Source organism: Proteus terrae (assembly GCF_003144325.1).
Taxonomy (GTDB): domain Bacteria; phylum Pseudomonadota; class Gammaproteobacteria; order Enterobacterales; family Enterobacteriaceae; genus Proteus; species Proteus terrae.
On record NZ_PENS01000004.1, the window covers coordinates 16,058 to 40,928 of the forward strand.

24 protein-coding genes are annotated in these 24,871 nt (G+C 36.5%); 10 read left to right on the forward strand and 14 right to left on the reverse strand.

The window, feature by feature from the left end; genetic code table 11:
- The first annotated feature begins 78 nt into the window (after nucleotides 1–78).
- Nucleotides 79–1,824: a methyl-accepting chemotaxis protein gene (locus DK857_RS03530; RefSeq protein WP_109401566.1), complete on the forward strand. Its 1,746-nt coding sequence runs from the start codon at nucleotides 79–81 to the stop codon at nucleotides 1,822–1,824.
- A 99-nt stretch (nucleotides 1,825–1,923) separates the two neighbouring features.
- Here DK857_RS03530 and DK857_RS03535 read toward each other — a convergent pair whose 3' ends face one another.
- From DK857_RS03535 to DK857_RS03545, 3 genes are all read right to left on the reverse strand, one after another.
- Nucleotides 1,924–3,468 carry a methyl-accepting chemotaxis protein gene (locus DK857_RS03535; RefSeq protein WP_109395005.1) on the reverse strand — a complete coding sequence of 515 codons (1,545 nt, stop codon included), beginning with the start codon at nucleotides 3,466–3,468 and terminating at the stop codon, nucleotides 1,924–1,926.
- Nucleotides 3,469–3,617: 149 nt separating this feature from the next.
- Nucleotides 3,618–4,478 carry an SIS domain-containing protein gene (locus DK857_RS03540; RefSeq protein ID WP_109395006.1) on the reverse strand — a complete coding sequence of 287 codons (861 nt, stop codon included), beginning with the start codon at nucleotides 4,476–4,478 and terminating at the stop codon, nucleotides 3,618–3,620.
- 711 nt (nucleotides 4,479–5,189) lie between these two features.
- Nucleotides 5,190–5,795: a LysE family translocator gene (locus DK857_RS03545; RefSeq protein WP_109395007.1), complete on the reverse strand. Its 606-nt coding sequence runs from the start codon at nucleotides 5,793–5,795 to the stop codon at nucleotides 5,190–5,192.
- Between the two features lie 99 nt (nucleotides 5,796–5,894).
- On the opposite strand from DK857_RS03545, the gene DK857_RS03550 reads away from it, so the two are divergent.
- The 3 genes from DK857_RS03550 (at nucleotide 5,895) to DK857_RS03560 (ending at nucleotide 8,025) form a co-directional block, all read left to right on the forward strand.
- On the forward strand, nucleotides 5,895–6,875 hold the full coding sequence (locus DK857_RS03550) for a hydrolase (protein WP_109395008.1): 981 nt from the start codon (nucleotides 5,895–5,897) through the stop codon (nucleotides 6,873–6,875).
- On the forward strand, nucleotides 6,872–7,093 hold the full coding sequence (locus DK857_RS03555) for a YheU family protein (protein ID WP_036933921.1): 222 nt from the start codon (nucleotides 6,872–6,874) through the stop codon (nucleotides 7,091–7,093). The genes DK857_RS03550 and DK857_RS03555 overlap by 4 nt, the downstream gene beginning before the upstream one ends.
- A gap of 62 nt (nucleotides 7,094–7,155) precedes the next feature.
- The gene (locus tag DK857_RS03560) at nucleotides 7,156–8,025 is read left to right on the forward strand and encodes a phosphoribulokinase (RefSeq protein ID WP_072068774.1); all 870 of its coding nucleotides are present in this window, start codon (nucleotides 7,156–7,158) and stop codon (nucleotides 8,023–8,025) included.
- Nucleotides 8,026–8,114: 89 nt separating this feature from the next.
- Here the strand turns inward: DK857_RS03560 and DK857_RS03565 are convergent, their stop codons facing one another.
- Nucleotides 8,115–8,522, reverse strand: a complete 408-nt coding sequence (locus DK857_RS03565; protein ID WP_109395009.1) for an OsmC family protein — start codon at nucleotides 8,520–8,522, stop codon at nucleotides 8,115–8,117.
- 313 nt (nucleotides 8,523–8,835) lie between these two features.
- Between DK857_RS03565 and crp the strand changes: the two genes are divergently transcribed.
- Nucleotides 8,836–9,468, forward strand: coding sequence for a cAMP-activated global transcriptional regulator CRP (gene crp / locus DK857_RS03570; protein WP_004246872.1), 633 nt, complete (start codon nucleotides 8,836–8,838; stop codon nucleotides 9,466–9,468).
- Nucleotides 9,469–9,563: 95 nt separating this feature from the next.
- Here crp and argD read toward each other — a convergent pair whose 3' ends face one another.
- The 3 genes from argD to ppiA all read right to left on the reverse strand — a co-directional run bounded on the left by argD (nucleotide 9,564) and on the right by ppiA (nucleotide 12,415).
- The gene (gene argD, locus DK857_RS03575) at nucleotides 9,564–10,778 is read right to left on the reverse strand and encodes a bifunctional acetylornithine/succinyldiaminopimelate transaminase (RefSeq protein WP_109395010.1); all 1,215 of its coding nucleotides are present in this window, start codon (nucleotides 10,776–10,778) and stop codon (nucleotides 9,564–9,566) included.
- Between the two features lie 117 nt (nucleotides 10,779–10,895).
- Nucleotides 10,896–11,471 (reverse strand): aminodeoxychorismate synthase component II, encoded by a 576-nt coding sequence (locus tag DK857_RS03580; RefSeq protein ID WP_036933913.1) that lies wholly within the window; start codon nucleotides 11,469–11,471, stop codon nucleotides 10,896–10,898.
- A 374-nt stretch (nucleotides 11,472–11,845) separates the two neighbouring features.
- Nucleotides 11,846–12,415, reverse strand: a complete 570-nt coding sequence (ppiA, locus tag DK857_RS03585) for a peptidylprolyl isomerase A (RefSeq protein WP_109395011.1) — start codon at nucleotides 12,413–12,415, stop codon at nucleotides 11,846–11,848.
- Nucleotides 12,416–12,685: 270 nt separating this feature from the next.
- On the opposite strand from ppiA, the gene yihA reads away from it, so the two are divergent.
- Nucleotides 12,686–13,318, forward strand: a complete 633-nt coding sequence (gene yihA / locus DK857_RS03590) for a ribosome biogenesis GTP-binding protein YihA/YsxC (protein ID WP_109401567.1) — start codon at nucleotides 12,686–12,688, stop codon at nucleotides 13,316–13,318.
- Between the two features lie 152 nt (nucleotides 13,319–13,470).
- Here yihA and DK857_RS19635 read toward each other — a convergent pair whose 3' ends face one another.
- Nucleotides 13,471–13,518: a hypothetical protein gene (locus DK857_RS19635; protein WP_438361642.1), complete on the reverse strand. Its 48-nt coding sequence runs from the start codon at nucleotides 13,516–13,518 to the stop codon at nucleotides 13,471–13,473.
- A 286-nt stretch (nucleotides 13,519–13,804) separates the two neighbouring features.
- On the opposite strand from DK857_RS19635, the gene def reads away from it, so the two are divergent.
- Both def and DK857_RS03600 read left to right on the forward strand, forming a co-directional pair.
- Complete coding sequence (gene def, locus DK857_RS03595; RefSeq protein WP_075673328.1) at nucleotides 13,805–14,323, forward strand: peptide deformylase; 519 nt, start codon at nucleotides 13,805–13,807, stop codon at nucleotides 14,321–14,323.
- Nucleotides 14,324–14,493: 170 nt separating this feature from the next.
- A complete protein-coding gene (locus DK857_RS03600; RefSeq protein ID WP_109395013.1) occupies nucleotides 14,494–14,952 on the forward strand; it encodes a hypothetical protein in 459 nt (152 codons plus the stop codon).
- Between the two features lie 53 nt (nucleotides 14,953–15,005).
- On the opposite strand, the gene polA is transcribed toward DK857_RS03600, so the two are convergent.
- The 4 genes from polA to DK857_RS03620 all read right to left on the reverse strand — a co-directional run bounded on the left by polA (nucleotide 15,006) and on the right by DK857_RS03620 (nucleotide 20,365).
- On the reverse strand, nucleotides 15,006–17,804 hold the full coding sequence (gene polA / locus DK857_RS03605) for a DNA polymerase I (RefSeq protein WP_109401682.1): 2,799 nt from the start codon (nucleotides 17,802–17,804) through the stop codon (nucleotides 15,006–15,008).
- A gap of 637 nt (nucleotides 17,805–18,441) precedes the next feature.
- Nucleotides 18,442–19,065: a thiol:disulfide interchange protein DsbA gene (gene dsbA, locus DK857_RS03610; protein ID WP_109395014.1), complete on the reverse strand. Its 624-nt coding sequence runs from the start codon at nucleotides 19,063–19,065 to the stop codon at nucleotides 18,442–18,444.
- Between the two features lie 20 nt (nucleotides 19,066–19,085).
- Nucleotides 19,086–20,081 (reverse strand): serine/threonine protein kinase, encoded by a 996-nt coding sequence (locus DK857_RS03615; protein WP_109395015.1) that lies wholly within the window; start codon nucleotides 20,079–20,081, stop codon nucleotides 19,086–19,088.
- Nucleotides 20,082–20,095: 14 nt separating this feature from the next.
- The gene (locus tag DK857_RS03620; RefSeq protein ID WP_075673332.1) at nucleotides 20,096–20,365 is read right to left on the reverse strand and encodes a YihD family protein; all 270 of its coding nucleotides are present in this window, start codon (nucleotides 20,363–20,365) and stop codon (nucleotides 20,096–20,098) included.
- Nucleotides 20,366–20,585: 220 nt separating this feature from the next.
- Here DK857_RS03620 and mobA point away from each other — a divergent pair, with 220 nt between their 5' ends.
- Both mobA and mobB read left to right on the forward strand, forming a co-directional pair.
- Nucleotides 20,586–21,170, forward strand: a complete 585-nt coding sequence (mobA, locus tag DK857_RS03625) for a molybdenum cofactor guanylyltransferase MobA (protein WP_109395016.1) — start codon at nucleotides 20,586–20,588, stop codon at nucleotides 21,168–21,170.
- Nucleotides 21,171–21,181: 11 nt separating this feature from the next.
- Nucleotides 21,182–21,700: a molybdopterin-guanine dinucleotide biosynthesis protein MobB gene (gene mobB / locus DK857_RS03630; protein ID WP_109401683.1), complete on the forward strand. Its 519-nt coding sequence runs from the start codon at nucleotides 21,182–21,184 to the stop codon at nucleotides 21,698–21,700.
- Nucleotides 21,701–21,750: 50 nt separating this feature from the next.
- Here mobB and DK857_RS03635 read toward each other — a convergent pair whose 3' ends face one another.
- Nucleotides 21,751–22,992: a PDDEXK-like family protein gene (locus DK857_RS03635; RefSeq protein ID WP_109401568.1), complete on the reverse strand. Its 1,242-nt coding sequence runs from the start codon at nucleotides 22,990–22,992 to the stop codon at nucleotides 21,751–21,753.
- A gap of 152 nt (nucleotides 22,993–23,144) precedes the next feature.
- Nucleotides 23,145–24,803 (reverse strand): glycoside hydrolase family 13 protein, encoded by a 1,659-nt coding sequence (locus DK857_RS03640; RefSeq protein WP_109401569.1) that lies wholly within the window; start codon nucleotides 24,801–24,803, stop codon nucleotides 23,145–23,147.
- Between the last annotated feature and the right edge of the window lie 68 nt (nucleotides 24,804–24,871).

Genomic DNA, 24,871 nt, shown 5'->3' on the forward strand with positions numbered 1-24,871 from the left:
TTAGCCGAATAAGTTTAATTGATAAATAGTTATCGCTCCTTGCTGTGTGTCCTACAAACCAATTAAATAGGTAAGGCTATGCTGAAACGAATAAAAATATCTAATGGCTTAATGTTTATCTTAATACTGTTTTGCGCCATTCAACTTTTTTCTGGTGCAATGAGTATCCGTGATGCGAGTTTAACAAATAAGCGGATCTCACAATTAGCGAATGGCTTTGAACAGATAAAAACGATGGATTATGGTTATGCTGAGTTAAATAAATTACGTGAAGATATGCTAAATGTTATGTTTGAAGCCCATCTCACACCCGATATTGCAGAAAGTAAAATTTCTGATTTCATTTCCTCTTATCCAAAAAGAAAACAAGAAATTACACGTATTATTACTGCATATTTCACAGCTACCGAAGAAGCAGATTTTGAGCCCGAAAAAATAGAGAGCATGAAAAAGCTCTTTAAACGTGTACTTTATGATCTTGACCAACTTGTATCATGTTTAGAAATTCGTGATTACTACGGCTTTCAATCTCTTTATGCACATAATACCAATGAACGCTTTACTCAATCCCTTTATGAAGCAACAGATTATCTCAGTGATAACGTTGTTACTCATGCAATAAAAGCAGCTCAAGGTAATTATGAACGTACCTTGATTTTAACTTTTGTCTTTATGTTTATTTTTATTCTTTTTACTGTCCTTGTTGTGCTTTGGATACGTCGAAATATTGTTTTACGTATCAATCAAATCGTGGATTATATGTCAGATATTTCTCAAGGAAATTTATTAGAAAATAAAAACATCACAGCAAAAGGGAATAATGAAATTGACCAATTAATTACAGGTATTCAATATATGCGTACTGAACTGTCATTAATTGTGAATGCTATTCGAGGAACAAGTCATCATATTTACACGGGTGTTCAAGAGTTATCAGCAGGCAATACCGATCTTTCTTGCCGTACTGAAGAACAAGCTAGCGCATTAGAAGAAACCGCATCTAGTATGGAACAACTCACAGCAACAGTAAGAAATAATACAGAAAGCGCTCGTGAAGTTTCACACCTGATTAGTCAGACCTCCAATATTGCCAGCAAAGGGGGCGATGTCACCAATAGAATGGTGAAAACGATGACTGATATTGCCGATAGCTCACAAAAAATTGGTGAAATCACCGCGGTTATCAATAGCATCGCTTTCCAAACCAATATTCTCTCGTTAAATGCTGCGGTTGAAGCCGCAAGAGCGGGTGAACAAGGTCGAGGTTTCTCAGTCGTTGCCACCGAAGTCAGAGAATTGGCACAACGCAGTGCCGAAGCTGCAAAGGAAATTAAAGAGTTAATTGATGCCTCTATTAGCCGTGTTCGTCATGGCAATGATCTGGTTGAGCAAGTTAGCATTTCTATGGGCGAAATACTAACATCCGTAAAACATGTTGAAGATTCAATGACTGAAATTTTATCTGCGTCAGAAGAGCAAACCCGAGGTATCACCCAAGTCTCTCTTGCGGTCACTGAAATGGATAAAGCAACACAGCAAAATGCGACGATGGTTGAACAATCTTCTGCTGTTGCCAGCTTATTGACTGAAGAAGCGGGTAATCTTGAACAAATTGTTGAGCAATTTAAAACGGCTGAAAGTGAACAGTTCAATAAAAAGACACAACATAAAGTAATAGAAAAACAATTCTCATCTGAAAAATCACTGCATACAAAAGATGAGAAGATAAAAAACACAGTCAAAGATGACGTGAAAGAGAGAAAATCAGCAAAAGGAACAGCGACTGTAAATGACGGTGAAGATGATGATTGGACAAGCTTTTAACTCATTGAGTTGCTCAGGATAAAAGCGTGATTTAGATAAACATAAAGACACCTATTTTTAGTAGGTGTCTTTTTCTTTTACTTCTTCAATAATGATAAATTAATGAAATACATTGATTGCACTAACTAAGTAATTAGTTTGTACTTTCATTTCACCTGAAATCATTGAGGCTTTAGAAACATAATTCGCATTTTCATGCGTAATCGATTCCAATTTTTCAACAGCGCGACCAAGTTCTTTTAAACCTGCACTCTGCTCTGATGATGCAAGACTGATTTCACCAATTAAATCAGTCACATTTTTAACATGTACTACAATATCTTCCATAGTTCCGACAGTTTCATTGACTTGCTTTGAGCCAACTTTGATATTGCTACTTGAATCACTGATCAGTGTTTTGATCTCTTTCGCAGCCTCTGCACTGCGCTGCGCCAATTCTCTTACTTCGGTGGCAACGACTGAGAAACCTCGACCTTGTTCCCCTGCTCTGGCAGCTTCTACGGATGCATTAAGTGCAAGGATATTAGTTTGAAAGGCAATGCTATCAATAACACCAATGATATTACTAATACGATCAGAACTCTTCGCAATATCATTCATTGTATTAACGATATTATCCATTGCACTACCTCCTTTTATCGCTGCCTCACAAGTGATATTAGAAAGGTTGTTTGCTTGCCCTGCCGTTTCACTATTACTACTTACCGCTGTCGTTAATTCATTCATCGTTGAGGCAGTTGCTTCAACATTGCTGGCAGTTTGCTCTGTTCTTACATACAGATCGCGATTACCTGCTGCTAATTGATCACAAGAGATGTCTACTTGATGTATTTGATGACTCACATCACTGACTAACCAACGAAACATACGCCCTAATTGATTAACTGAACGCTGTGTCATACCCACTTCATCGATGCGATTTATATATGTAACGTTATGCTCATCGCCAGTTGCAACTCGATTCGCTTGCTCATTCAGTAGTCTAATTGGCTTAACAATCTGAAAATAGAGAATACGTTCATTTGCCATCAGTAATACCAACAAAATCGCAATATGCATAAAAAGAGCATAACCCGATAAACCAGCAAACCATGCACTCAACAACATAAAAGGTAGAGGTAAGAGTATTAAAAGACGGAGCCGTTTTTTTAATGAAATTGTCTGATTCCATGAGCGCCAACGTTGCCATCCTTTATAAACAAAAGCGCCTTTTAAAAACATGTGTGAAGGATACTTACCTTGATTAAACGCAGCGTAAAGCGCTGAGGCTTGTGCTATTTCCTCTTTTCTTGCAGAAGTCCTTACCGACATAAAACTTTGAATTTTACCCTGACGTATAATAGGGGTGATATTCGCTCTTACCCAATAGTAATCCCCATTTTTACGCCGATTCTTCACGATCCCAGTCCAAACCTCTCCTTGTTTTAACGTTTTCCACATATCCTTAAAAACTGCTGAAGGGATATCTGGATGTCGGACAATATTGTGGGGTTGTCCCACTAGTTCTTCCACTGAAAACCCACTGGCTTCGACAAAGTCCTCGTTGGCATAAATAATATTGCCATCAAGATCTGTCGTCGACATCAGTGTTGCGTTTTCAGATACCGGGTATTCTCGCTGTGTCACCGGTTGATTGTTACGCATTAGTTACTCTCCTCGACATTGAAATTAAAACATCTCAACAAAAAAAGACTGCCTAAATAACTATCGTTTCGGCCGTTAGGAGAATAACTTTAGTAATAAGTGTAAATACCTATGTTTAAATATTAATTTTTTGAATCAGTTCAAATTTTTTAATTATCTAGGCTATTAATTAATGCCTGTGAGCTTAGCACTAATGTCTTCGCACACTCATCACGTTTCTTTAATAACGCCATAAAAATAAGGTCAGTAATCGTGTTTTGTGCTGTGCGTGAAGAGATTGAAGCGCTTCGCCACTCACCTTCATCCGCAATTGTTTCTAATATATAATCAGAAATTCTTCCTAATGGAGAGTGTTTTTCTCCTGTAATAGCAATGATTTTTGCTCCCTGTTTTTTAGCTACAGAAGCCGCAACTAACATATCTTTTCTTTTGCCACTATAAGAAATAACTATCTGTAAATCTTTTGGACTTAACATTTGGGCAACAGATATCTGAACATGGTGATCTGTTTCAATCAGCGTGGTTATTCCTATTTTTTGTAATTTATAGCTTAAATCTCTTGCGACTAATCCTGAACCACCAATACCAATAATCTGAACTCGCTGAGCTTCATCAATAAGCTGGATCACCTTTTCAAAATGGAGGTAATTAATTTGGCGAGTTGTATCGCAAATTGAATTATTTTTCTCTTGAGCAAGTTTTTGTGCGATAACCACTAAGCTATCTTCAGAGCCTATTTGATTATGTAATAGGCTAGGATTTGCCCCTGAATTCGCGTTCTTTCGACCTAGCTCTTCACTAATGGCGAGTTTCAAAGAAGGAAAGCCTTTGAATCCTATTTTTTGACTAAATTTAACAATAGCAGATTGACTCACCCCCATTGTTTCAGCAAGTTGCTGTGACGATAAAGTGATTGTTTTTTCTGGATTATCTAAAATGTAGTCTGCTATTTTTCGCTGATTTGTAGCCATGCCCGGCTTTATCCAGGCAATTTTCGTTAATGTCGGCATAATGACAATATCCACTTCGAGTACTATATAGTTATATGGAGTAATTCTTGGTACAGTATTTAATACCTAAAAAAATTAATTTCTTAGAATAAAATCAATTAAAAAGAGATAATGAACAACAATAAAGTATAGAAAAAATCACCTTATTATTGGAATACTTGTTTTTATAATAGTTTTATAATTATTTTTTCAATCGGAACAATGCTCATCAGTCCTTATATTTATAATACTTAATTTATTCCTCTCTTTATTTTAAATAATAATTTATTCTTTTAGGTCAATAGAACGATATAGACTTAATCTATTTATTCTTAATAAATTTTTATTTTCAAACACCTACATTCATTTAATAACAATTCAAAAACATAAACGTAATAAAAATCACTTTAATAGAAACAGTAAAAAGAATAAATAATTTCTATATAAAATAGTTATTTTTCCATTTTAATAGTGTTAATAATGAGAAATAAAAAATCAAATAGTTGAATAAAGAGATCTATATAATGACTAAAAAAATCAGTCATCACTTTATACAAGAGAGTACTTTAACATGAATGATTGTATCAGTGGACGGTCGTAGATCTCTCTTTTTATAGAGGAATACTCTTTTTTTGACACACATCAAGAGAGATCATTTCAACAAATCTTAAAAAAACATCATTTAAATCAAAAAAGTTTGGTTAACCATTGATTTATACCTATTTTCTGAAATTACTCTATCCAAATCAAAGGGACGCAGAGCGCCGTTAATAATCCCATTGAAATATTAAAAATAAACCAAGACCTTCTGCTTTGTAAAAATAAGCTGATTAAGGTTCCCCCTAAAATCCAAACAATGCCTGCAACAAAATTCACTATCACCATCACAATACTCATCGCAATAATTGAACTAAAATAGGCATCACCAGATAAACTAAAACTCCCAACAGCCCCTAATCCCATCATCCACGCTTTAGGATTGAGAAATTGCAATAATCCGCCTTGAAACCAACTTACTGCTTGTGACGTTTTTGCTGGGATATCTAAACGCTGATAAGATGATGTCGCTGTTTTCCAAGCAAGCCAAAGTAAGTATGCACTCCCGATTATCTTTAATCCTATATGCAATGCAGGATAAATAATCAGTAATGCAGCCACACCAAATGCCGAGCTAAGTAAAACACATTGCATTCCCAGCATAATACCCACCATAAGCTTTAGTGAGCCTTTAAAACCGACATTAGCACCTGATGAAGTCAGTAATAAGTTGTTGGGTCCAGGTGTGATAGCGGCAATAAACAAGAAAATAGTTAAAGAAAAAATAAGGCTAATTGTCATGGCGAGAGCTCAAAGATGTGACAGATGTTTTATTTTCACCGAAAATAGCAGTATGTTATTTAGCAAACAAGTGTTAATTCATTTTGATAGACGGGAAATATGTCTCAATACTTTAATCCAATGCGTTGGGCTAAAAATCCACATTTACAAACGCTTTTACCAAGAATAGTGCGTAGAACACCACTATTAACGCCTTATTGGCAACGACTAAACCTTCCTGATAATGATTTTGTCGATTTGGCATGGAGTGAAGATCCTAAAATGGCTCTCGATAAACCAAGGTTAGTGATCTTTCATGGTTTAGAAGGAAGCTTTAGCAGTCCTTATGTTCATGGCATGTTATCAGCAGCAAAAGAGAGAGGCTGGCTAAGTGTTGTAATGCATTTTAGAGGATGTAGTGGCGAGCCCAATAGACAAAAACGCATCTATCACTCAGGTGAAACCGAAGATGCTCGCTACTTTTTAAATTGGCTAAAAAAGGAGTTTGGTGAACAACCAACAGCTGCTGTCGGCTACTCTCTTGGAGGTAACATGCTCGCTTATTACCTTGCTGAAAGTGGTGAAAATGCCGTAGTAGATGCAGCAGTTATTGTATCAGCACCATTAATGTTAGAGCCTTGTTCAACTAAAATTGAGCATGGTTTTTCCCGTTTTTATCAATGGTATCTATTAAAAGGACTAAAAAATAACGCGACACGTAAACTGATCCGCTATCCTGAATCATTGCCAATTAGTTTGTTGACAATAAAATCCATCAAAAAACTACGCCAATTTGACGATCTAATTACCTCTAAAATTCATGGATTTAAAGATGCCCTAGATTACTATCGCCAATGCAGTGCCTTGCCTTTATTAAATAAAATAAAGAAAACGACACTGATCATTCACGCTAAAGATGATCCTTTTATGTCTGCAGATGTTATTCCTGATATCACAACACTACCCAATAATATTGAGTATCAACTTACTGAATTTGGCGGGCATGTGGGTTTTGTCAGTGGCAAGCTTTCTAAGCCCGTGATGTGGCTTGAAAATCGGATACCTGACTGGTTATCCGCTTATTTGGAGAAAACCAAATGATAATACCTTGGAACGAACTTTCCACAGAAACCCTAGACAATCTTATTGAAAGTTTCGTTTTACGAGAAGGCACTGATTATGGTATCCAAGAAAAGACGCTTGAACAAAAAGTCGCCGATGTAAAAAAACAACTTAAATCTGGTGAAGCCGTGTTAGTTTGGTCAGAACTTCATGAAAGCGTCAATATTATGCCTGCATCGCAATTTCGCTCTGATTAATCACTCCAGAGCGCAATATTGCCACCAATAAGGGCTAACCTTATTTTGCAAAAGGATAACCTATGTCAGTCAAACATCCTATCATCGCGGTTACTGGCTCAAGTGGAGCAGGAACGACTACCACGAGCCAAGCTTTTCGTAAGATATTCCAACAACTTAATGCACATTCTGCTTTAATTGATGGAGATAGTTTTCATCGCTATACTCGCCCTGAAATGGATATGGCGATAAGAAAAGCCAAAGAACAAGGGCGACATATTAGCTATTTTGGCCCTGAAGCAAATGATTTTAGCCTACTGAGTTCCACATTCAGCCACTATAGCGAAACAGGACAAGGCCAATCACGTAAATATTTACACTCTTATGATGAAGCAACTCCCTACAATCAATTGCCAGGGACTTTTACACCATGGGAATCATTACCTAATAATACCGATGTACTCTTTTATGAAGGATTACACGGAGGTGTTGTCACTGATGAACATGATGTCGCACAGCATGTTGATTTATTAGTGGGCGTTGTTCCTATCGTTAACCTTGAGTGGATACAAAAACTTATCCGAGATACAACCGAACGGGGCCACTCACAAGAAGCCGTAAGAGATTCAGTGGTGCGTTCAATGGATGATTATATTAACTATATTATTCCTCAATTCTCACGCACTCACATTAACTTCCAACGCGTTCCGACCGTTGATACTTCGAACCCTTTTTCTGCCAAAGCAATTCCCACTCTTGATGAAAGCTTTATTGTTATTCGTTTTCGTGGCTTAACTGATATTGATTTTCCCTATTTACTTGCGATGTTACATGGCTCGTTTATGTCAACAATAAACACTATTGTTGTACCGGGTGGTAAATTAGGATTAGCGATGGAATTAATTATGGCACCATTAGTCAAAAAATTATTAAATGGCGAAAAGATAAGTTAACCAAAATAAAATTTATCTCTATAAAAATAATATCCCTTAATTAATGGGATATTATTTTTCAAATTAAACTTTATTTTAAAATATCAAATTTAGTCAGCATCTTTTATTTCAAATGAATGCGTAATATTGGCTGCTTTTCCTAACATTAGAGAAACAGAACAATATTTTTCTGCGGATAATTGAACTGCTCGTTCTACGATTTTATCCGTTAATTCTTTACCTGAAACAATAAAATGTAAATTAATATCAGTAAATAAACGAGGTGCTTCTTCGCGTCGCTCTGATGTTAATTTCACTTCACAATCAGTCACTTGGTGACGACCTTTACGTAAAATACTCACGACATCAATAGCGCTACATCCACCCGCAGCAATTAATACCATTTCCATTGGGCTTGGGGCTTTATCACCCGAATTCCCATCCATCATCATTTGATGGCCTGATGAAGATTCGCCGACAAAAGATAAATCTTCAACCCACTTAACTCGCGCTTCCATTTATTTTCCCCCTAAAGATAACAGAAACTAAAAGAGTACATTCTCATAATTCAACTAGCAATTAGCAAATAGGTTTATTATGCTGACTGCGTAAAACGAGACTTAATGCACTAATTGTGTTAAAAACAATATCTGCTTGATGATAGTGGTTAAGATCAATGCATTATTTTCTCATTTATTATAATCTACTCCATATTAACTTACCGTGTTCTCAGGAAGTTAATAGGTAAAGATAGGATTTTTAAGCACGCTGTCTCAAAAGGGAACCTATCCGTTTTGAAAGGCTGCATTTAACGTACAGAGGATAACGCGAATGGTTCTCGGCAAGCCGCAAACAGACCCGACTCTTGAATGGTTTTTGTCACACTGCCATATTCACAAATATCCATCCAAGAGCACGCTGATCCACCAAGGTGAGAAAGCGGAAACACTTTATTATATTGTTAAAGGTTCCGTGGCTGTTCTTATTAAAGATGAAGAAGGAAAAGAAATGATCCTCTCCTACCTAAATCAGGGGGATTTCATCGGTGAACTTGGATTATTTGAAGAAGATCAAGAACGTAGTGCATGGGTTCGAGCAAAAACAGCCTGTGAAGTAGCAGAAATTTCCTATAAAAAATTCCGCCAATTAATTCAGGTTAACCCTGATATTCTGATGCGCCTTTCTGCTCAAATGGCGAACAGATTACAAACAACATCAGAAAAAGTAGGCAACCTTGCTTTCCTTGATGTAACAGGTCGTATTGCACAAACCTTATTAAACTTAGCAAAACAACCCGATGCAATGACGCATCCTGATGGCATGCAAATTAAAATTACACGTCAGGAAATTGGTCAAATCGTTGGTTGTTCACGCGAAACTGTAGGTCGTATTCTGAAAATGCTAGAAGATCAAAATTTGATCTCCGCACACGGTAAAACTATCGTCGTTTACGGGACTCGCTAAGTTTCCCCACTCGAAACAAACAATAGCCCATAACAGGGCTATTGATATACTTTTTGTGTAAACCCCATCCTTATTGATGGGGTTTTTAATTGATACTATCCTTTTACAAATTCTGCAATAGCCGCTTTCAATGCCACCATGCCTTCTTGCAGTTCTTCTTGAGTAATAATTAACGACGGTGTAAAACGCATCACGTCAGCCCCTGCGTTTAACATCATTAAGCCATGTTTAGCAGCAAGACCGAGTAACTCTTTGGCTTTACCTTCATATTGTGGCGCTAATTGCGCTCCTATCAATAAACCTTGTCCACGGATTTGCGAAAAGACCTGGTACGTTTGATTGATTGCCGCCAGTTCATCCACAATCCATTGATAGCGCTTTTCTACACCCCCAAGTACCTCAGGTGTATTAATTAAATCAAATGCGACATTGCCCACTGCACAAGCTAATGGATTGCCACCATAGGTTGTACCATGCGTTCCAACACCCATTGCGGAAGCTATCTCATATGTTGTTAACATCGCACTGAGTGGAAAACCACTTCCCAGCGCTTTGGCGGTTGTAATAATGTCCGGTGTCACATCATAGTTCATATAGGCAAACAGTTTACCTGTACGCCCCATACCTGTTTGTACTTCATCAAGAACAAGCAGAGCTTGATGCTTATCGCACAGCTCACGTAGCCCCCGCATAAACTCAGGTGTTGCTGCTGTTACCCCACCTTCACCTTGAACTGGCTCTAAAACAACGGCACAAGTGTGGTCATCCATAACCGCTTTAACGGCATCTAAATCATTAAACGGTACATGCACGATATCGGCAGGCTTAGGACCAAAACCATCCGCATATTTAGGTTGTCCACCAACCGATACTGTAAACAGCGTTCTGCCATGAAATGCATTGTGAAAGGCAATAATTTTAGTTTTATAAGGGCTATGACGAGTAACGGCATAATGGCGAGCCAATTTAAATGCGGCTTCATTTGCTTCTGCACCCGAATTGGCAAAAAAGACACGTTCTGCAAATGTGTTATCTATTAATTTTTGAGCTAAACGTAATGCAGGTTCATTCGTAAAAATATTACTGACGTGCCAAAGTTGCTCACTTTGTTCTTTCAAGGCTTGATTTAGAGCTGGATGAGCATGTCCTAGTGCTAAAACCGCAATACCACCAGCAAAATCGATATACGATTTCCCTTGCTGATCCCAAACACGGCTACCCATCCCTTTGACAGGAATAAATTCTGCGGGTGAATAAATTGGCAACATTACTTGATCGTATGTTGCCCTGTTCATGCTTTGATTTGTCATTACCCCACCTGATCGTTATCCATATTCAATATGAAAATATAATCACTAAATATGAATAAAAAATCAAATGTGGTTTTGTATAAAAAGACGTTATTTCACTATTTAAATGCTATCCATTTAATATTTAAGGAAATTATTTAATAGCTCATGCCCTTGTTCACTTAAAATACTTTCCGGGTGAAATTGAACCCCTTCAATTGGCAGTGTACGATGGCGAATTCCCATAATTTCATCAACATTTCCATCATGTTGGCTCCATGCCGTCACTTCAAAAGGTACTGGTAATGTTGTCGCATCAATCACTAAAGAGTGGTAACGCGTCACACTTAAAGGTCGATTAAGTCCCTTAAAAACACCTTGTTGATTATGATGTATTAATGAATTTTTACCATGCATCACTTCTCGTGCTCTGATAACCGATGCACCAAAAGCTTGCCCTATCGCTTGATGTCCAAGACAAACCCCAAGAATAGGAATTTCACCGGCAAACCGCTGTATAGCCTCAAGAGAGATCCCAGCTTCATCAGGGGTACAAGGTCCTGGCGAGATAACAAGATGTGCTGGCATCATCTTTTCTATCTCTTTAAGTCCGATCTCATCATTACGCTTAACAACAACCTCAGCACCCAATTCACAGAAATACTGATAGAGGTTGTAGGTAAACGAGTCGTAATTATCAATAAGTAACAGCATATTAGCCTATCCGACTGATTTTCTTATCATTATCTATTTTATTACTATTTTAAAGCGAGTGTAGATTTGCCAAAATAGTTCGTTGTTTAACCGACTTGGGTACAACAAAGCCGATTATCATAGCACAGGTATAAAATATGAATAGTAAGCAAGAAGACCTGCTGATTTATTGCGCAATAACAAGAATGACGGTAATTGATGATGAATAGAGTGATTAATAGCGCAGTGAATACTTATTACAGGAGATCACACAAAAAAAGGAAGGATAAAAAATATTTTTTTCGTACTAAAAATCCCGGAATGAAAACATTCATTCCGGTTTATATGCATTTTATCTTATCAGAATAAGTGGATATCCTATCCCAATAATGCGTTTATTGTTTTACGACTTCCGCAGATAAAATTGTGACTGTTTTTACTGGCACATTTTGATAAGGCCCAATATTACGAGTTGGAGTTTGTGAAATTTTATCGACTACATCCATTCCTTTCACAACTTGACCAAATACGGCATAGCCAAAATCACGTTGGCCGTGATCTAAAAATGCATTGTCAGCCACATTAATAAAGAATTGGCTGGTGGCGCTGTCTTTATCTGACGTGCGCGCCATGGCAATAGAACCTTTTATATTGCGTAATCCATTGTCGGCTTCATTCTTAATTGGCGCTCTGGTTTGTTTTTGCTGTAAATCAGCAGTAAAGCCACCGCCTTGAACCATAAAACCAGGAATAACACGATGAAAAGTGGTGCCGTTATAGTACCCATCTTCGACATACTGAATAAAATTTTTCGTTGTAATTGGGGCTTTTTTATTATCCAGTGATATTTCAATATTGCCTTCAGAGGTGACTAATTTAACGAAGGTTTCTCCCGTTGCCATTGCAAAAGTCGCTGTTGTTAAAGTGCAAGCGGTAACGAAGGTGACAAGAAAACGTTTTAACATGCAGGGATCCTTTACTTTAATAGTCTACAACTTACTTAATATGCAGCGATTCTAATTCGCTGAGGTAAATAGTGCCAATCATTTACCTTTATTTACGCTCAATAAGCCTAATTACGTTATAACAGGGTAAATTTTAATTTTTAAGCACTGTTATAAGTCATTAAATTGCGCCAAAATAGAGCAAATAAATATTTTAAATATTCATTTTCATGCGAAATCGAAATGAGTATGCATGAAAAGCCGCATTATTTCAGAGAGGTTTATACCATAATGACCCAATTTAACTACCAAAAAGCACATTTCATTATCAGTGCGCCTGATATCCGTCATTTACCACTAGATACAGGAATTGAAATTGCCTTTGCGGGTCGCTCTAATGCCGGTAAATCCAGTGCTTTAAATGCATTAACCCAACAAAATGGATTAGCCAGAACCAGTAAAACACCTGGCCGTACTCAATTAATCAACCTTTTCCAAATTGAAGAAGGTTTACGCTTAGTCGATTTACCCGGCTACGGCTATGCTCAAGTTCCTGAAGAAATGAAACGTAAATGGCAACGCTCTTTAGGTGAATACCTACAAAAAAGAGAATGCCTAAAAGGTGTCGTTATTTTAATGGATATTCGTCATCCATTAAAAGATCTCGATATGCAAATGATTGACTGGGCTGTAGGCTCAGAGCTTCCTACTCTCGTTTTACTGACTAAAGCAGATAAACTCGCATCAGGTGCGCGTAAAAAGCAGTTAATGAGCGTGCGTGAAGAGCTAGCAAATAAAGTAGGCGATATCCGCGTAGAATATTTTTCATCATTGAAAAAAATTGGCATTGATAAGCTACGTAACACACTTAATGAATGGTTTTCAGGTTCAGAAGAACAACCTACAAATGATCATAACGCTTAATTATCTTCTTTTTTCTCAACGATAGCGTTCTGCTCTTCTATTGATAAAAGGGGAAATCACTTTTCCCTTTCACTTCTCGCACAGACCACTCCTGTGAATTTTAGGCAAAAAAATGCCCCAGTCGAAATAAAGTCGACTGGGGCAGCTAATATTCAGCTAAATCCGATTACGTGAAGTAAAAGGTCTGAAAGATAGAACATCTTACCTCTGTACCCTACAAGAGATAATGTACTCTATTTTATTGGTTAATAAAAGCCCTTTTGTAATTTTTTTTCACATGCAGACACGATTCAGCAATGTATTTATGTATTCAAACCATAAATAAATGTAGTTTAATTACATAATTATGAGACTTTAATCACTCACGTGAATATGATTAAAAATAGAACAAATCACACAAAAGGTGCGGTTTATCCTTAATGATTTTGTGATACGCTTATCGCGAGACCGTAGTAAATATGTAATTAGCGATAAAATGAGGTATCCATGGCTGTATTAACGCTCCTGCGTTTTCCAGATGAGCGTCTGCGCAGAGTCGCAGTACCAGTGGAAAAAGTAGATGACGAAATACGCACATTAATCGATGACATGATTGAAACCATGTATGCAGAACGAGGTATTGGCTTAGCGGCACCTCAGGTTAATGTATCTAAACGCATTGTTGTAATTGATGTTTCTGAAAACCGAGATCAACCGATTGCACTTATCAATCCTGAAATTATCAGCACTGAAGATGAAGTGATGGATATGATGGATGGGTGTCTATCTATTCCAGATTCTTTTGCCCCAACAGAGCGTTATCGCTTCTTAAAGGTTAAGGCATTGGATAGAAATGGTGATGAAATTGAACTTGAAGCCTCTGATTTGTTTGCAGGCTGCATTCAGCATGAGTTAGACCATCTTGATGGCAAACTCTTTATTGACCATTTATCTCCGTTAAAACGTCAACGTATTGAGAAAAAACAGAAGAAATTGAGCAAACTGATCGACTCACAAGTTGCTTAATTATTCACTTATCTCTTTTTCACATTTTGATAAGTTTTGACATAAAAAAGCTCGGCAATTAACCGAGCTTTTCTTTTTTCTATCCTAATACAGATAAATTCTCACTGTCTTTCTCTCCATCCCTTATACAATAGATTTAAAATTTCATCAGTAAATCACTTGAGGAAAAAATGGAAAATAGTCGATTTAAGGATTTATGTGAACAACTCAAAGCCGCCGGCGCAACGAACCCAAAATCATGGGCAAATAGTGAATTACAAGAAAACATTCCACAATTTGCACGCTTCCTTGTGTTAAAAGGGCTCACCGATATCTATCGTGATGTTGAAGGAAATCTCAGTGAAATGGATATTTACTCTGATGAAGCACCCGAAGTACATCAAAAGCTAGCTTCCCAATTTGATGAGCAAGAACTTAAGAAATTACTGCATTTCTATGGTAAATCAATTATTGGAAAAGTAATTGATATGCTTGATCAAGGCTATCTTTATGACGTGAATGGTAATGTGGGTTGGTCTTTGATGGAACTCGATAACGAAGGCACCACAACAGATAGGTTAATCCAAGGTTTGCATGAAGACTTTCTTGAATTTGAAGAGTCTGAACTTGCTCTAAACAGCAAAGCATAAACAAAAAGGGCACAATCCTGTGCCCTTTTCTAGTTAAAAATAGTATTTAAAAACTAGTGTGCTTCATCCCAATTATTGCCGACACCCACTTCAACTTTTAACGGAATAGCTAATTCCATACTACTTTCCATTAATTTGTGGATCATGATATTTGCATTCTCCAAATAAGACTCTCGTACTTCAAATACCAATTCATCGTGTACTTGCATAATCATATGCACATCATCAGGGCATTCATTGCAAATCCAATTATCTACAGCAATCATCGCTTTTTTGATGATATCAGCAGCAGTACCTTGCATTGGGGCATTGATTGCCTCACGCTCTGAAGCTTTACGACGAATAGCATTCTTTGAATTAATTTCTGGTAAATAGAGACGACGACCATCTAACGTTTCAACATAGCCTTGTTCAGAAGCTTGCTTACGTGTGCGCTCCATATAGTCCAAAACACCCGGATAACGTTCAAAATAGAGATCCATATAACGCTGAGCTTCTCTTCTCTCAACACCAATTTGTTGAGATAAGCCAAAGGCACTCATGCCATAAATAAGACCAAAGTTTATCGCTTTCGCACTACGACGTTGTTCAGAGGTCACTTCCTCTAAAGGTATGCCAAATACTTCAGATGCAGTTGCACGGTGAATATCTTTACCTTGAGCAAAGGCATCTAACAAACCCTTATCTTGCGATAAATGCGCCATGATCCGTAATTCAATTTGTGAATAGTCGGCAGCTACAATTTTAAAACCTTCACGCGCAATAAATGCTTGGCGAATTCGACGTCCTTCTTCATTTCTCACTGGAATATTTTGAAGATTCGGATCGCGAGAAGATAAACGGCCCGTTGCCGTTACCGCTTGATGATATGAAGTATGTACACGCTTCGTCTTACTATTCACCATCAATGGCAACTTATCAGTATAGGTTGATTTTAGTTTCGCAAGGCCACGATGCTCTAAAATTAAGCGAGGTAATTCATGGCTGTGTGCTAATTCTTCCAATACTTCTTCATTGGTGGACGGTGCCCCTTTCGGGGTTTTCTTGATAACGGGTAATTGCAGCTTATCAAATAAGATTTCTTGTAACTGTTTAGGTGAAGAGAGATTAAACTCTTGCCCCGCTAACGCAAATGTCTCTTTTTCGATTTCAGCTAAACGTTGTGTAATCTCTTGAGATTGAACCGCTAACACTTGAGCATCAATTAATACCCCTTTGCGTTCCATTCTAGAAAGCACAGGAACTAGCGGCATTTCGATATCGCGGTAAACATGTTTAAGAGGCTCAATGGCTTCTATTTGAGGATACAACGCTTGATGAAGTAATAAAGTGATATCCGCATCTTCAGCAGCATATAACGTTGCTTGCTCAACCTCAATTTGGTTAAAAGTCAGTTGACCTTTACCTTTACCCGCTATTTCTTCAAATGTTGTGGTTTTATGGTTTAAATGTTTTTCAGCCAACGTATCCATATCATGTCGATTACCTACGCTATTTAATACGTAAGATTCCAACATCGTATCAAAATGAATACCGTTTAATGCGATACCTTCATTTTCCATAATGCCACGGTCAAACTTCAAGTTTTGCCCAATTTTTAAAATATTTTTATCTTCTAAAATGGGTTTTAATGCCGTGAGCACATCATTAACCGGAAGCTGATCTGGTGCATCTAAATACTCATGACGCAGTGGAATATAAGCGGCTTTACCCGGCTCAATAGCAAATGATAATCCTACTAAGCGAGCATCAATATTATTTAAGCTGTCAGTTTCTGTATCGAATGCAAATGCTGATGCCTTTTTGAGAAGTTCAACCCATCGCGCTAAGCTTTCGTGCGTTAAGACAGCTTCATAATTCTCCTGTGTAATAACAGGGAAATTAGCTGACGTTGGTACTTCCTTGGATTTTACAGCATCGGAGGTGTAAGGCACTGCGATTTTGTGTGTACTACGTTGTGCTAACCATCCACCATTCTGAAGATCACTTATCCAGCGTTTAAATTCATAACGCGTGAACATATCTAATAGTTGATCTAAATTTGGCTCATTAACCACTAAATCATCAAACGTTTTATCGAGTTCAACATCCGTTTTAATCGTTGCCAGCTTATAAGAAAGTTTTGCCACTTTCTCATGCTCCGCCATTTTTGCGCCAAGTGTTTTGGCACCACGGAAACTCAAGGTTGCGATATTATCAAGCTGTTGATAGATATCATCTAAACTACCAAGTCCCTGTAAAAGGCCTAATGCGGTTTTCTCACCCACGCCCGGAACACCAGGAATGTTATCTGATGAATCACCCATTAATGCGAGGAAATCAATAATCAGTTCAGGAGGAACACCATATTTTTCTTTAACTTCATCGGGACCTAAAATAACGTTAGTCATGGTGTTAATAAGCGTGATCTTTGGCGTCACTAATTGCGCCATGTCTTTATCACCTGTGCTTATTAAAACATCACGTCCATCAGCCGCCGCTTTTAGTGCCAATGTTCCAATAACGTCATCTGCTTCCACGCCTGAAATAGATAACAAGGGTAAACCCATTGCTTGCACCATCTCATGTAAAGGCGCTATCTGCTCACGTAAATCATCCGGCATTGGAGGACGATTAGATTTATATTCCTCATACAACTCATCACGGAATGTTTTACCTTTAGCGTCAAACACAACCGCAACATGGCTTGGTTTATACTGTATTATCAGGCTACGTAACATGTTCAACACACCATACATCGCACCCGTTGGCTCACCTTGGCTATTGGTTAACGGTGGAAATGCATGATAGGCGCGGTAAAGATATGAGGAGCCATCTACAAGGATAAAGGGGTTTTCTGCTATCTGGACCATAATCTGTTCATCATTGTTCTGAGGTTCGTTGATATGACTAGAATGCCACATCACAGCCCAATAGACGAATATTACCTGTTCTTAAATGTAGAAATTCGGCTTAAATACTCAATTATCTATTATTAGCCGAACTTAACAGAAAAAATAAGTATGAGTAATAAATTAATATTAATTAAAGTACTTTTTTACCAGACACTACTCCCATTAATCTGATCCTAATTAGAAATAAAGACTAAACAGCAAACTGACGACTTTATTTAGAAAGCATTTAAGATAAAGCCATTGACTCATCATTAATATTAACGGTCATATTAGTGTCATCTTTTTCTACTAAGACTTTATTTTCTAACCAACATCAAAATAACCTGTGGATAACTCTGTGAGTAGTTTTGTAACCCTCTCTATATTAATAAGTTAGGCTTCTTTTCAATTTATTAACACAATTAAAAAATCAATCACTTAGAGAATTTATTAAGATATTATAAATTAATCGTAGTATTTTTTATTAATGTGGATAGTTATATTATGACAAAAATATGAAAGTAAAAAAATAGCACTCCTATTTCTTGAGTGCTATTTTTCATATAAAAATCTATATACTTTTACTTAGTCCATATAGGAAAAGATTAAGCCTATATTATTTTTTCAGCAATAACTGATTCACAATATCAGAATATGTTTTTGCATACTCTTCTGGTGATTTTGCGCTGATACCATCATTTTTCATTTTATATTTACCGCCAATTATCATAGCTGGAACACCATTGATTTGAAAATCAGCGACAGCATTTTGTTGTTGGCTAACTAAAGAATTCACCACAAAGCTATTCATTGCAGCATCATAATCTTCGCCTTTAACACCAGAGTTAATAAAGGCATTACGGATATCGTCAACAGAACGGATAGATTGAGTTTCTTGAATTCCTTTAAATAAAACTGGAGAAACTTGATCTTCAACACCTAATGCCATTGCAACAGCCCAAGAACGTGTTAAATCTTTACCTAAAGGTCCTAAGAAATCAACGTGATAGCGGACAATGTTGGTATTTTCTGGCGCATTCTTTTCAACAGTGCTATTAACTTTATACACTTCAGAGAATTGATAGCAGTGTGGGCAATAAAAAGAGAAAAACTCAACAACATCAGGCGCCGAAGCAACAGGTTTAGAAAGGTTAGTGTACTGTTTTCCTTCAGAAATATCAGCAGCAGAAACACTGAATGCCAATACCATACTTGCTAACGCCAGCCAAATCTTTTTCATTTCTCATCGTCTCCTAAGAATTAATACATTGGACTAAGCTGTAAAGGAGGCTCATTTAATTGCTCCACTTGTCCCTTGAATAAGGCTAATTGTTTAAACCAAAAATCTTGCTCTTTAAACCAAACAAAAGCGCGTGGGAAAGCAGGATCATTCCAGCGTTTTAATACCCATGCGAGGTAATGCACCATTCTCATCGCTCTTAGTGGTTCAATTAATGACAATTCACGTAAATCAAAATCTTGGTATTCATAATAAGACTCAAGGATCGTATCTAATTGTATAACCTGCTCTTGCCGTGAGCCATTTAATAGCATCCAAAAGTCTTGTACCGCAGGTCCCATTCGGGAATCATCAAAATCAACCATTACAACTTCATCACGCCACAATATATTACCGGGATGGCAATCACCATGTAGCCGTAATATTTGCCATGCAGAGTCCTCAATTCTAGGATGCACATCATAAATAAGTTTATCTATAACCTCTATAAATTTAGGTTTGAGGTTATTAGGAATTAACGCACTACTTTCAAATTCCAATTTTGGTGCTATCAGATATTCTGCAATAGAAACTGTTGGTCGATACTCATAACTCTTTTTTCTGCCTATTTGATGAATGCGCCCTAATGTGCGTCCTACTTCTTCTAGCTGAAATAAATTATCAGTTTCATATGCTCTTCCCCCTATGCTGGGGAATATTGCAAAATAAAAGCCATCATCAGAAAGATGAACTGTCTCATTATTAATGATTAAAGGGGCAGCTACGGATACCTCTGCCTCCTTTAATGCTAAAACAAATTCATGTTCTTCTTTTATTTGTTCATACGACCAACGTTGTGGGCGATAAAATTTCACCACATAACGTTGTCGATGTTCATCCATAAATTGAAAAACACGATTTTCATAGCTATTTAATTCCGTTAACCCTGATTCAGGATAAAAACCGATTTTAACTAACGCATCCCAAATGTTATCAGGTGAAAGTCCCTGAAAATTAAATGAGGCAGACATTTCCATTTTCTATCCTGAACTTAATCTTTAATCACGCCACGAGCACGTAAAATGGCGGTTTTAAAATCTTCTTCGTAATCTTTTTTCAGTCCTGGTATCACATCTGTCGGTGCTGAACCGCGCATTTTCAGATGGTAAATCAAAATATCATCAGTCAGATCAGATAATTGACCTTTAAAACCCGCTTCATCAGCCAGTTTCTGCAATAATTGAACTAAGTTTAAATCAGAATTTTCTTCCCAAACTGGGTGCAGTAATTCCATAACTTCATTAAGACGGTGACATTTCATACAAAAAATCCTTATTATTAATTACAACAACAAAGTACCAATTATTATCTGATAGAAAAAGGAAACCTCTGTCAATATGCGTAAAGATTACGCTTTTTTGATAAAAATTGCTGTCGCTTTACATGAAATCTCATTAAGTCGATATTCTTTATTAGTATATCGTCTTTACTTGATAAAAATCGTTCGGAAATTTTAGCCAATTTATTCACAAATATTGAATATGAAAATGAAGAATATTACAGGTGGTATACTTGCGGGTGGCCAAGCAACACGAATGGGAGGTGCTGATAAAGGGCTTCAAATTCTACATGGACAGCCTTTATACCACCATATAGCCCAAAAACTAGCACCTCAAGTTGATAGCATACTGATTAGTGCTAACCGAAATTTAGAACAATATCGCCAAAGCCAATATCCCGTTATTACCGATGAAATAGAGGGGTTTTCAGGGCCTTTAGCTGGCATGCTTACGTTATTAAAACAAGCCTCAACACCTTGGGTTGCCTTTGTACCCTGTGATGTCCCCTACTTTCCTCTTAATTTAGTTGAAAAACTCTATAAACAAAGAGGAGATGCATTAGCCGTTTATGTTGATGATGGTGAAAGAGAGCATCCTACCTTAGCACTGTTAAATCGACGTATTATTCCTATGCTAGAAGCTTATTTAGCACAAGGTGATCGAAAATTAATGTTGTTTATGAAGCAGATAAATGCGCACCCGGTTTTGTTTGCAAATCAAGCAAATGCTTTTATTAATTTAAATACCCCTGACGATATTGAAAAAGCCAACAAATTAGAAAAATAGGAATGAAAAATATGGCACAAGTAGATTTACCCCTTTTAGGGATAACCGCGTGGAGTGGAACAGGTAAAACGACACTCCTAAAACAACTTATTCCACAATTACGCAAAAGAGAAATTCGTGTAGGTATGATCAAACACACTCATCATGATATGGATGTGGATAAACCTGGAAAAGACAGCTACGAGCTTAGAAAAGCAGGAGCAGATCAAACATTAGTCGCAAGCCAACAACGTTGGGCATTAATGACAGAAACTCCAGAACTCCCAGAATTAAATTTGTATTACCTCGCTTCTCGCTTTGATGCGAGTAAGCTGGATTTAATCTTAGTGGAAGGATTTAAAGGCGAAACTATTCCTAAAATTGCCCTTTATCGCCATATCAACGACCGTGATTTTAATGATTTACTTGATGAGCACGTTATTGCCGTCGCCAGTGATTGTGATTTAAGCGTCGATTTTCCATTACTCGATATCAACGCCCCCGAGGCTATTGCAGAATTTATTGTAGATTGGCTGAAAAATAGTAAATGATCGTTGTGGGCTATAAAATTAGCCCACATTAAATAACAGTTTCTTAAATATTATTCTAATAATTCTAAATCAAACTCTTCACTGATTGTTTTAATAATAGTCACCACAGTTTCTGCAAAACTATCTTCTCCAAAATCTCTCAGCATTAGCCAAATATTATCATCAACATTCCAATTATGTGGAATATTTAGGCTCTCTTCTGAATATGCACTCCAAGGGTAGGTTTCGTTTTTATATTCCGTTGCTATATAAAAATCAGGAAATATTCTTTCAATCTCATTTCCAATTTCTTTATGATTTTTATATTTATCTCTTTTTGGCGCTTCATCTTTTCTTTCAAAACCCCAGAAGAAATTTCTTAAATTTGAGCTCTCAAATTGAAATACCAGATAATAGAGGCAGTCATCGTTAAAATCGACATAAAATCCAGTATCTTTTTTCCCTTTTCTAAAGCTTTCCTCATCAAAATAAAACTCTATAGAGAGGTCTTCCGTCTTATTTATAATATGAGTTATAAACTCATTCATTATTGACAATTTAATATTTTCAATACTTTTAGAAATTAAAAGAGCAGAGCTAATTGCATCATTATCTTCTAATATTTTTTCTACTATTTCGTCTTGCAATTCCATATTTAGCTCGTAATTAATCTCTGAGTTAATAAATTTCATAATAGATTCAATAAATATTTTTACCTGAATTGATTCTATTTTATAGGTACACTCTTCTAACCACTTAATAATTTCATAATAAGTAATATGATGAACATTATCTTTTATATCTTTATCTGCATCGTTAGATAAAGAATACTCACTATATTCGGTGTTACTTAAATAAAATAAGATCCATTTTTTTCGACTTCTTCCTGCTCTTTTTTTCAACCAGCAGCCATAATCATATAACTGGTTTTCTTCATCTTCAGCCCATGGTTTATTTTCAATACCAATCAATAAATCAGATGTTTCAACGAAAATATCTAAACGTCGATAGCTATCATCTTGCTCAACTGCTTGTTCAAGGCAAACCGATTTTACAGACTGATATTTATTATTTTTAATAAAATGTTGATAAAAATTTTGAGTAAATAATTTACCTTGAGCATGCGTTTCCGTTGGATCAAGAAGAAATGCTAAGCATTTTGAAATCGTGTTTTCATTTATCTTGAATAGAGATAAAGGTGAAAAATCTGGACTTAGCTTTTTATAGTAGCGCTTTTTCGCTTTGTCATAAGATTTTCGTTCTGTCGTAATACGCTGGATTACTTTATGAACAATAACTGGGGAAATATCCATTTTTTTTCTAGTAATAAAAATAAGGTAATTTAGTTTATGTCTAATATTAATTTCTAATTTAAACAATATCACCAATAAAATGTAGCTAATGGAGAGATTAATAAAAATAGGTTCCAATAAAGATCAGAACCTATCTATTAAATCAGTTATTCTTATTTCAAAATAATTGCTTGATAAGGCTGAAGAATTAGGTTGCCTTGTCCATCTTCCACTATTGGACTGTTATGCAAATAAATATTCTTAGCGTTAATAGTTAGTGTTTTTTCTTCACCACTAAAATTACAGTAAATATTGACTGAGTTGCCTTCATAAGTACGCTTAAAAGCAATCACATTTTCTGGTGAATCTAATGGCAAAAACTCACCGTAAATCAGAATATCACTGATCTCTGAATGTCGTCTTAATGCAATTAATTGTTGGTAATAAGCGAAAAGAGAGTGCTTATCTTGCGTTTCTTGTTGCGCATTAATATCGACATAGTTAGGGTTAACTTTTAACCAAGGTTTACCTGTACTAAAACCACCATTTATTTCGCTATTCCATTGGAAAGGTGTTCGTGAATTATCACGACTACGGTCATTAAAGTACTCAATAATTTGCTCGTCGCTATAACCTAATTTATTGCCCCATTCATACAATTTAAAAACATGTAAATCATCATGTTCCTCTAATGTCATCGGACAATTTGTCATGCCAATTTCTTGCCCTTGGTAAATAAAAGGCGTTCCTCGTTGAGTTAATAAAAATGTCGCTAGCATTTTGGCACTAATAGGGTTAATGCCTCCTTTAGGGAGAAATTTATTTAATGAACGAGGTTGATCGTGATTTTCTAAATAAGGCGCTCCCCAGCCTACTCGTTGAGTATCTAATTGACTTTTAATAAATACCGGTTTTAATCTTTCACCTGTAATAGGGTTAATGGTAAATGGCTTTTCATTGCGGATATCTAAATCAGCAATACTAAAATCAAATACCATCGAGAAATAACCATTATCACCAACATAAGCACATAAATCTTTTTCAGGTACGTCAATTTCTGCAACTGTCATACTATTTGCTGGCTTAAAAGTGTTCTCAGCTAATTCAGTTAAGAACTTATCAATGCCAGGTTGATTTAAAACCCAAGGTACTAAAGATGCAGAACCATCATCTTTGTCGGGTTCAAATTGATGTTCAGATAAGGCTTCAGGAGATTTTTTTAAATTACCAATCGCATCAATACGAAATCCAGCAACACCTTTTTTGATCCAGACATTAATCATATTGATAATGTCTTTACGTAATTGTGGATTTTCCCAATTTAAGTCCGGCTGTTCAGGGCCAAATGAATTGAAATACCAACGATTTGTTTTTCCAACACGACTCCAAACAGAGCAGTCAAAATAAGTGCGTAAATTATTAGGAGGAGTCGGCTTATCCCATTGTTTAAATATATAATAATCGGCATATGGGCTATTAGGATCTTCAATTGCGGCTTTAAACCATGGATGCTCATCAGAAGAGTGATTTAATACTAAATCTAATAGAATTTTAATATCACGTTTTTTAGCTTCGCTAATTAGCTTATCTAACGCGTTATTATCCCCAAAGATAGGATCGACAACAGAATAATCAGCAATATCATAACCATTGTCTTTCATTGGCGATTTAAAAATGGGGCATAACCAAATAACATTTGTACCGAGTGACTGAATATAATCTAATTTCTCTGTGATCCCTGCTAAATCCCCAACACCATCCCCGTTACTATCAAAATAACTCTTAGGATAAATTTGATAGACCACCGCTTCTTTCCACCAAGTATTAGACATATTCGCCTCACTAAGGTAATTAGTATATATGGAACAGTTCCATAATTAATATAAGATACTATAAGCAT

Excerpts from the sequence above, each read along its gene's own strand:
- DK857_RS03530 (WP_109401566.1), top strand. The coding sequence starts at position 79 with ATGCTGAAACGAATAAAAATATCTAATGGCTTAATGTTTATCTTAATA.
- DK857_RS03535 (WP_109395005.1), bottom strand. The coding sequence starts at position 3,468 with ATGCGTAACAATCAACCGGTGACACAGCGAGAATACCCGGTATCTGAA.
- DK857_RS03540 (WP_109395006.1), bottom strand. The coding sequence starts at position 4,478 with ATGCCGACATTAACGAAAATTGCCTGGATAAAGCCGGGCATGGCTACA.
- DK857_RS03545 (WP_109395007.1), bottom strand. The coding sequence starts at position 5,795 with ATGACAATTAGCCTTATTTTTTCTTTAACTATTTTCTTGTTTATTGCC.
- DK857_RS03550 (WP_109395008.1), top strand. The coding sequence starts at position 5,895 with ATGTCTCAATACTTTAATCCAATGCGTTGGGCTAAAAATCCACATTTA.
- DK857_RS03555 (WP_036933921.1), top strand. The coding sequence starts at position 6,872 with ATGATAATACCTTGGAACGAACTTTCCACAGAAACCCTAGACAATCTT.
- DK857_RS03560 (WP_072068774.1), top strand. The coding sequence starts at position 7,156 with ATGTCAGTCAAACATCCTATCATCGCGGTTACTGGCTCAAGTGGAGCA.
- DK857_RS03565 (WP_109395009.1), bottom strand. The coding sequence starts at position 8,522 with ATGGAAGCGCGAGTTAAGTGGGTTGAAGATTTATCTTTTGTCGGCGAA.
- crp (WP_004246872.1), top strand. The coding sequence starts at position 8,836 with ATGGTTCTCGGCAAGCCGCAAACAGACCCGACTCTTGAATGGTTTTTG.
- argD (WP_109395010.1), bottom strand. The coding sequence starts at position 10,778 with ATGACAAATCAAAGCATGAACAGGGCAACATACGATCAAGTAATGTTG.
- DK857_RS03580 (WP_036933913.1), bottom strand. The coding sequence starts at position 11,471 with ATGCTGTTACTTATTGATAATTACGACTCGTTTACCTACAACCTCTAT.
- ppiA (WP_109395011.1), bottom strand. The coding sequence starts at position 12,415 with ATGTTAAAACGTTTTCTTGTCACCTTCGTTACCGCTTGCACTTTAACA.
- yihA (WP_109401567.1), top strand. The coding sequence starts at position 12,686 with ATGACCCAATTTAACTACCAAAAAGCACATTTCATTATCAGTGCGCCT.
- def (WP_075673328.1), top strand. The coding sequence starts at position 13,805 with ATGGCTGTATTAACGCTCCTGCGTTTTCCAGATGAGCGTCTGCGCAGA.
- DK857_RS03600 (WP_109395013.1), top strand. The coding sequence starts at position 14,494 with ATGGAAAATAGTCGATTTAAGGATTTATGTGAACAACTCAAAGCCGCC.
- polA (WP_109401682.1), bottom strand. The coding sequence starts at position 17,804 with ATGGTCCAGATAGCAGAAAACCCCTTTATCCTTGTAGATGGCTCCTCA.
- dsbA (WP_109395014.1), bottom strand. The coding sequence starts at position 19,065 with ATGAAAAAGATTTGGCTGGCGTTAGCAAGTATGGTATTGGCATTCAGT.
- DK857_RS03615 (WP_109395015.1), bottom strand. The coding sequence starts at position 20,081 with ATGGAAATGTCTGCCTCATTTAATTTTCAGGGACTTTCACCTGATAAC.
- DK857_RS03620 (WP_075673332.1), bottom strand. The coding sequence starts at position 20,365 with ATGAAATGTCACCGTCTTAATGAAGTTATGGAATTACTGCACCCAGTT.
- mobA (WP_109395016.1), top strand. The coding sequence starts at position 20,586 with ATGAAAATGAAGAATATTACAGGTGGTATACTTGCGGGTGGCCAAGCA.
- mobB (WP_109401683.1), top strand. The coding sequence starts at position 21,182 with ATGGCACAAGTAGATTTACCCCTTTTAGGGATAACCGCGTGGAGTGGA.
- DK857_RS03635 (WP_109401568.1), bottom strand. The coding sequence starts at position 22,992 with ATGGATATTTCCCCAGTTATTGTTCATAAAGTAATCCAGCGTATTACG.
- DK857_RS03640 (WP_109401569.1), bottom strand. The coding sequence starts at position 24,803 with ATGTCTAATACTTGGTGGAAAGAAGCGGTGGTCTATCAAATTTATCCT.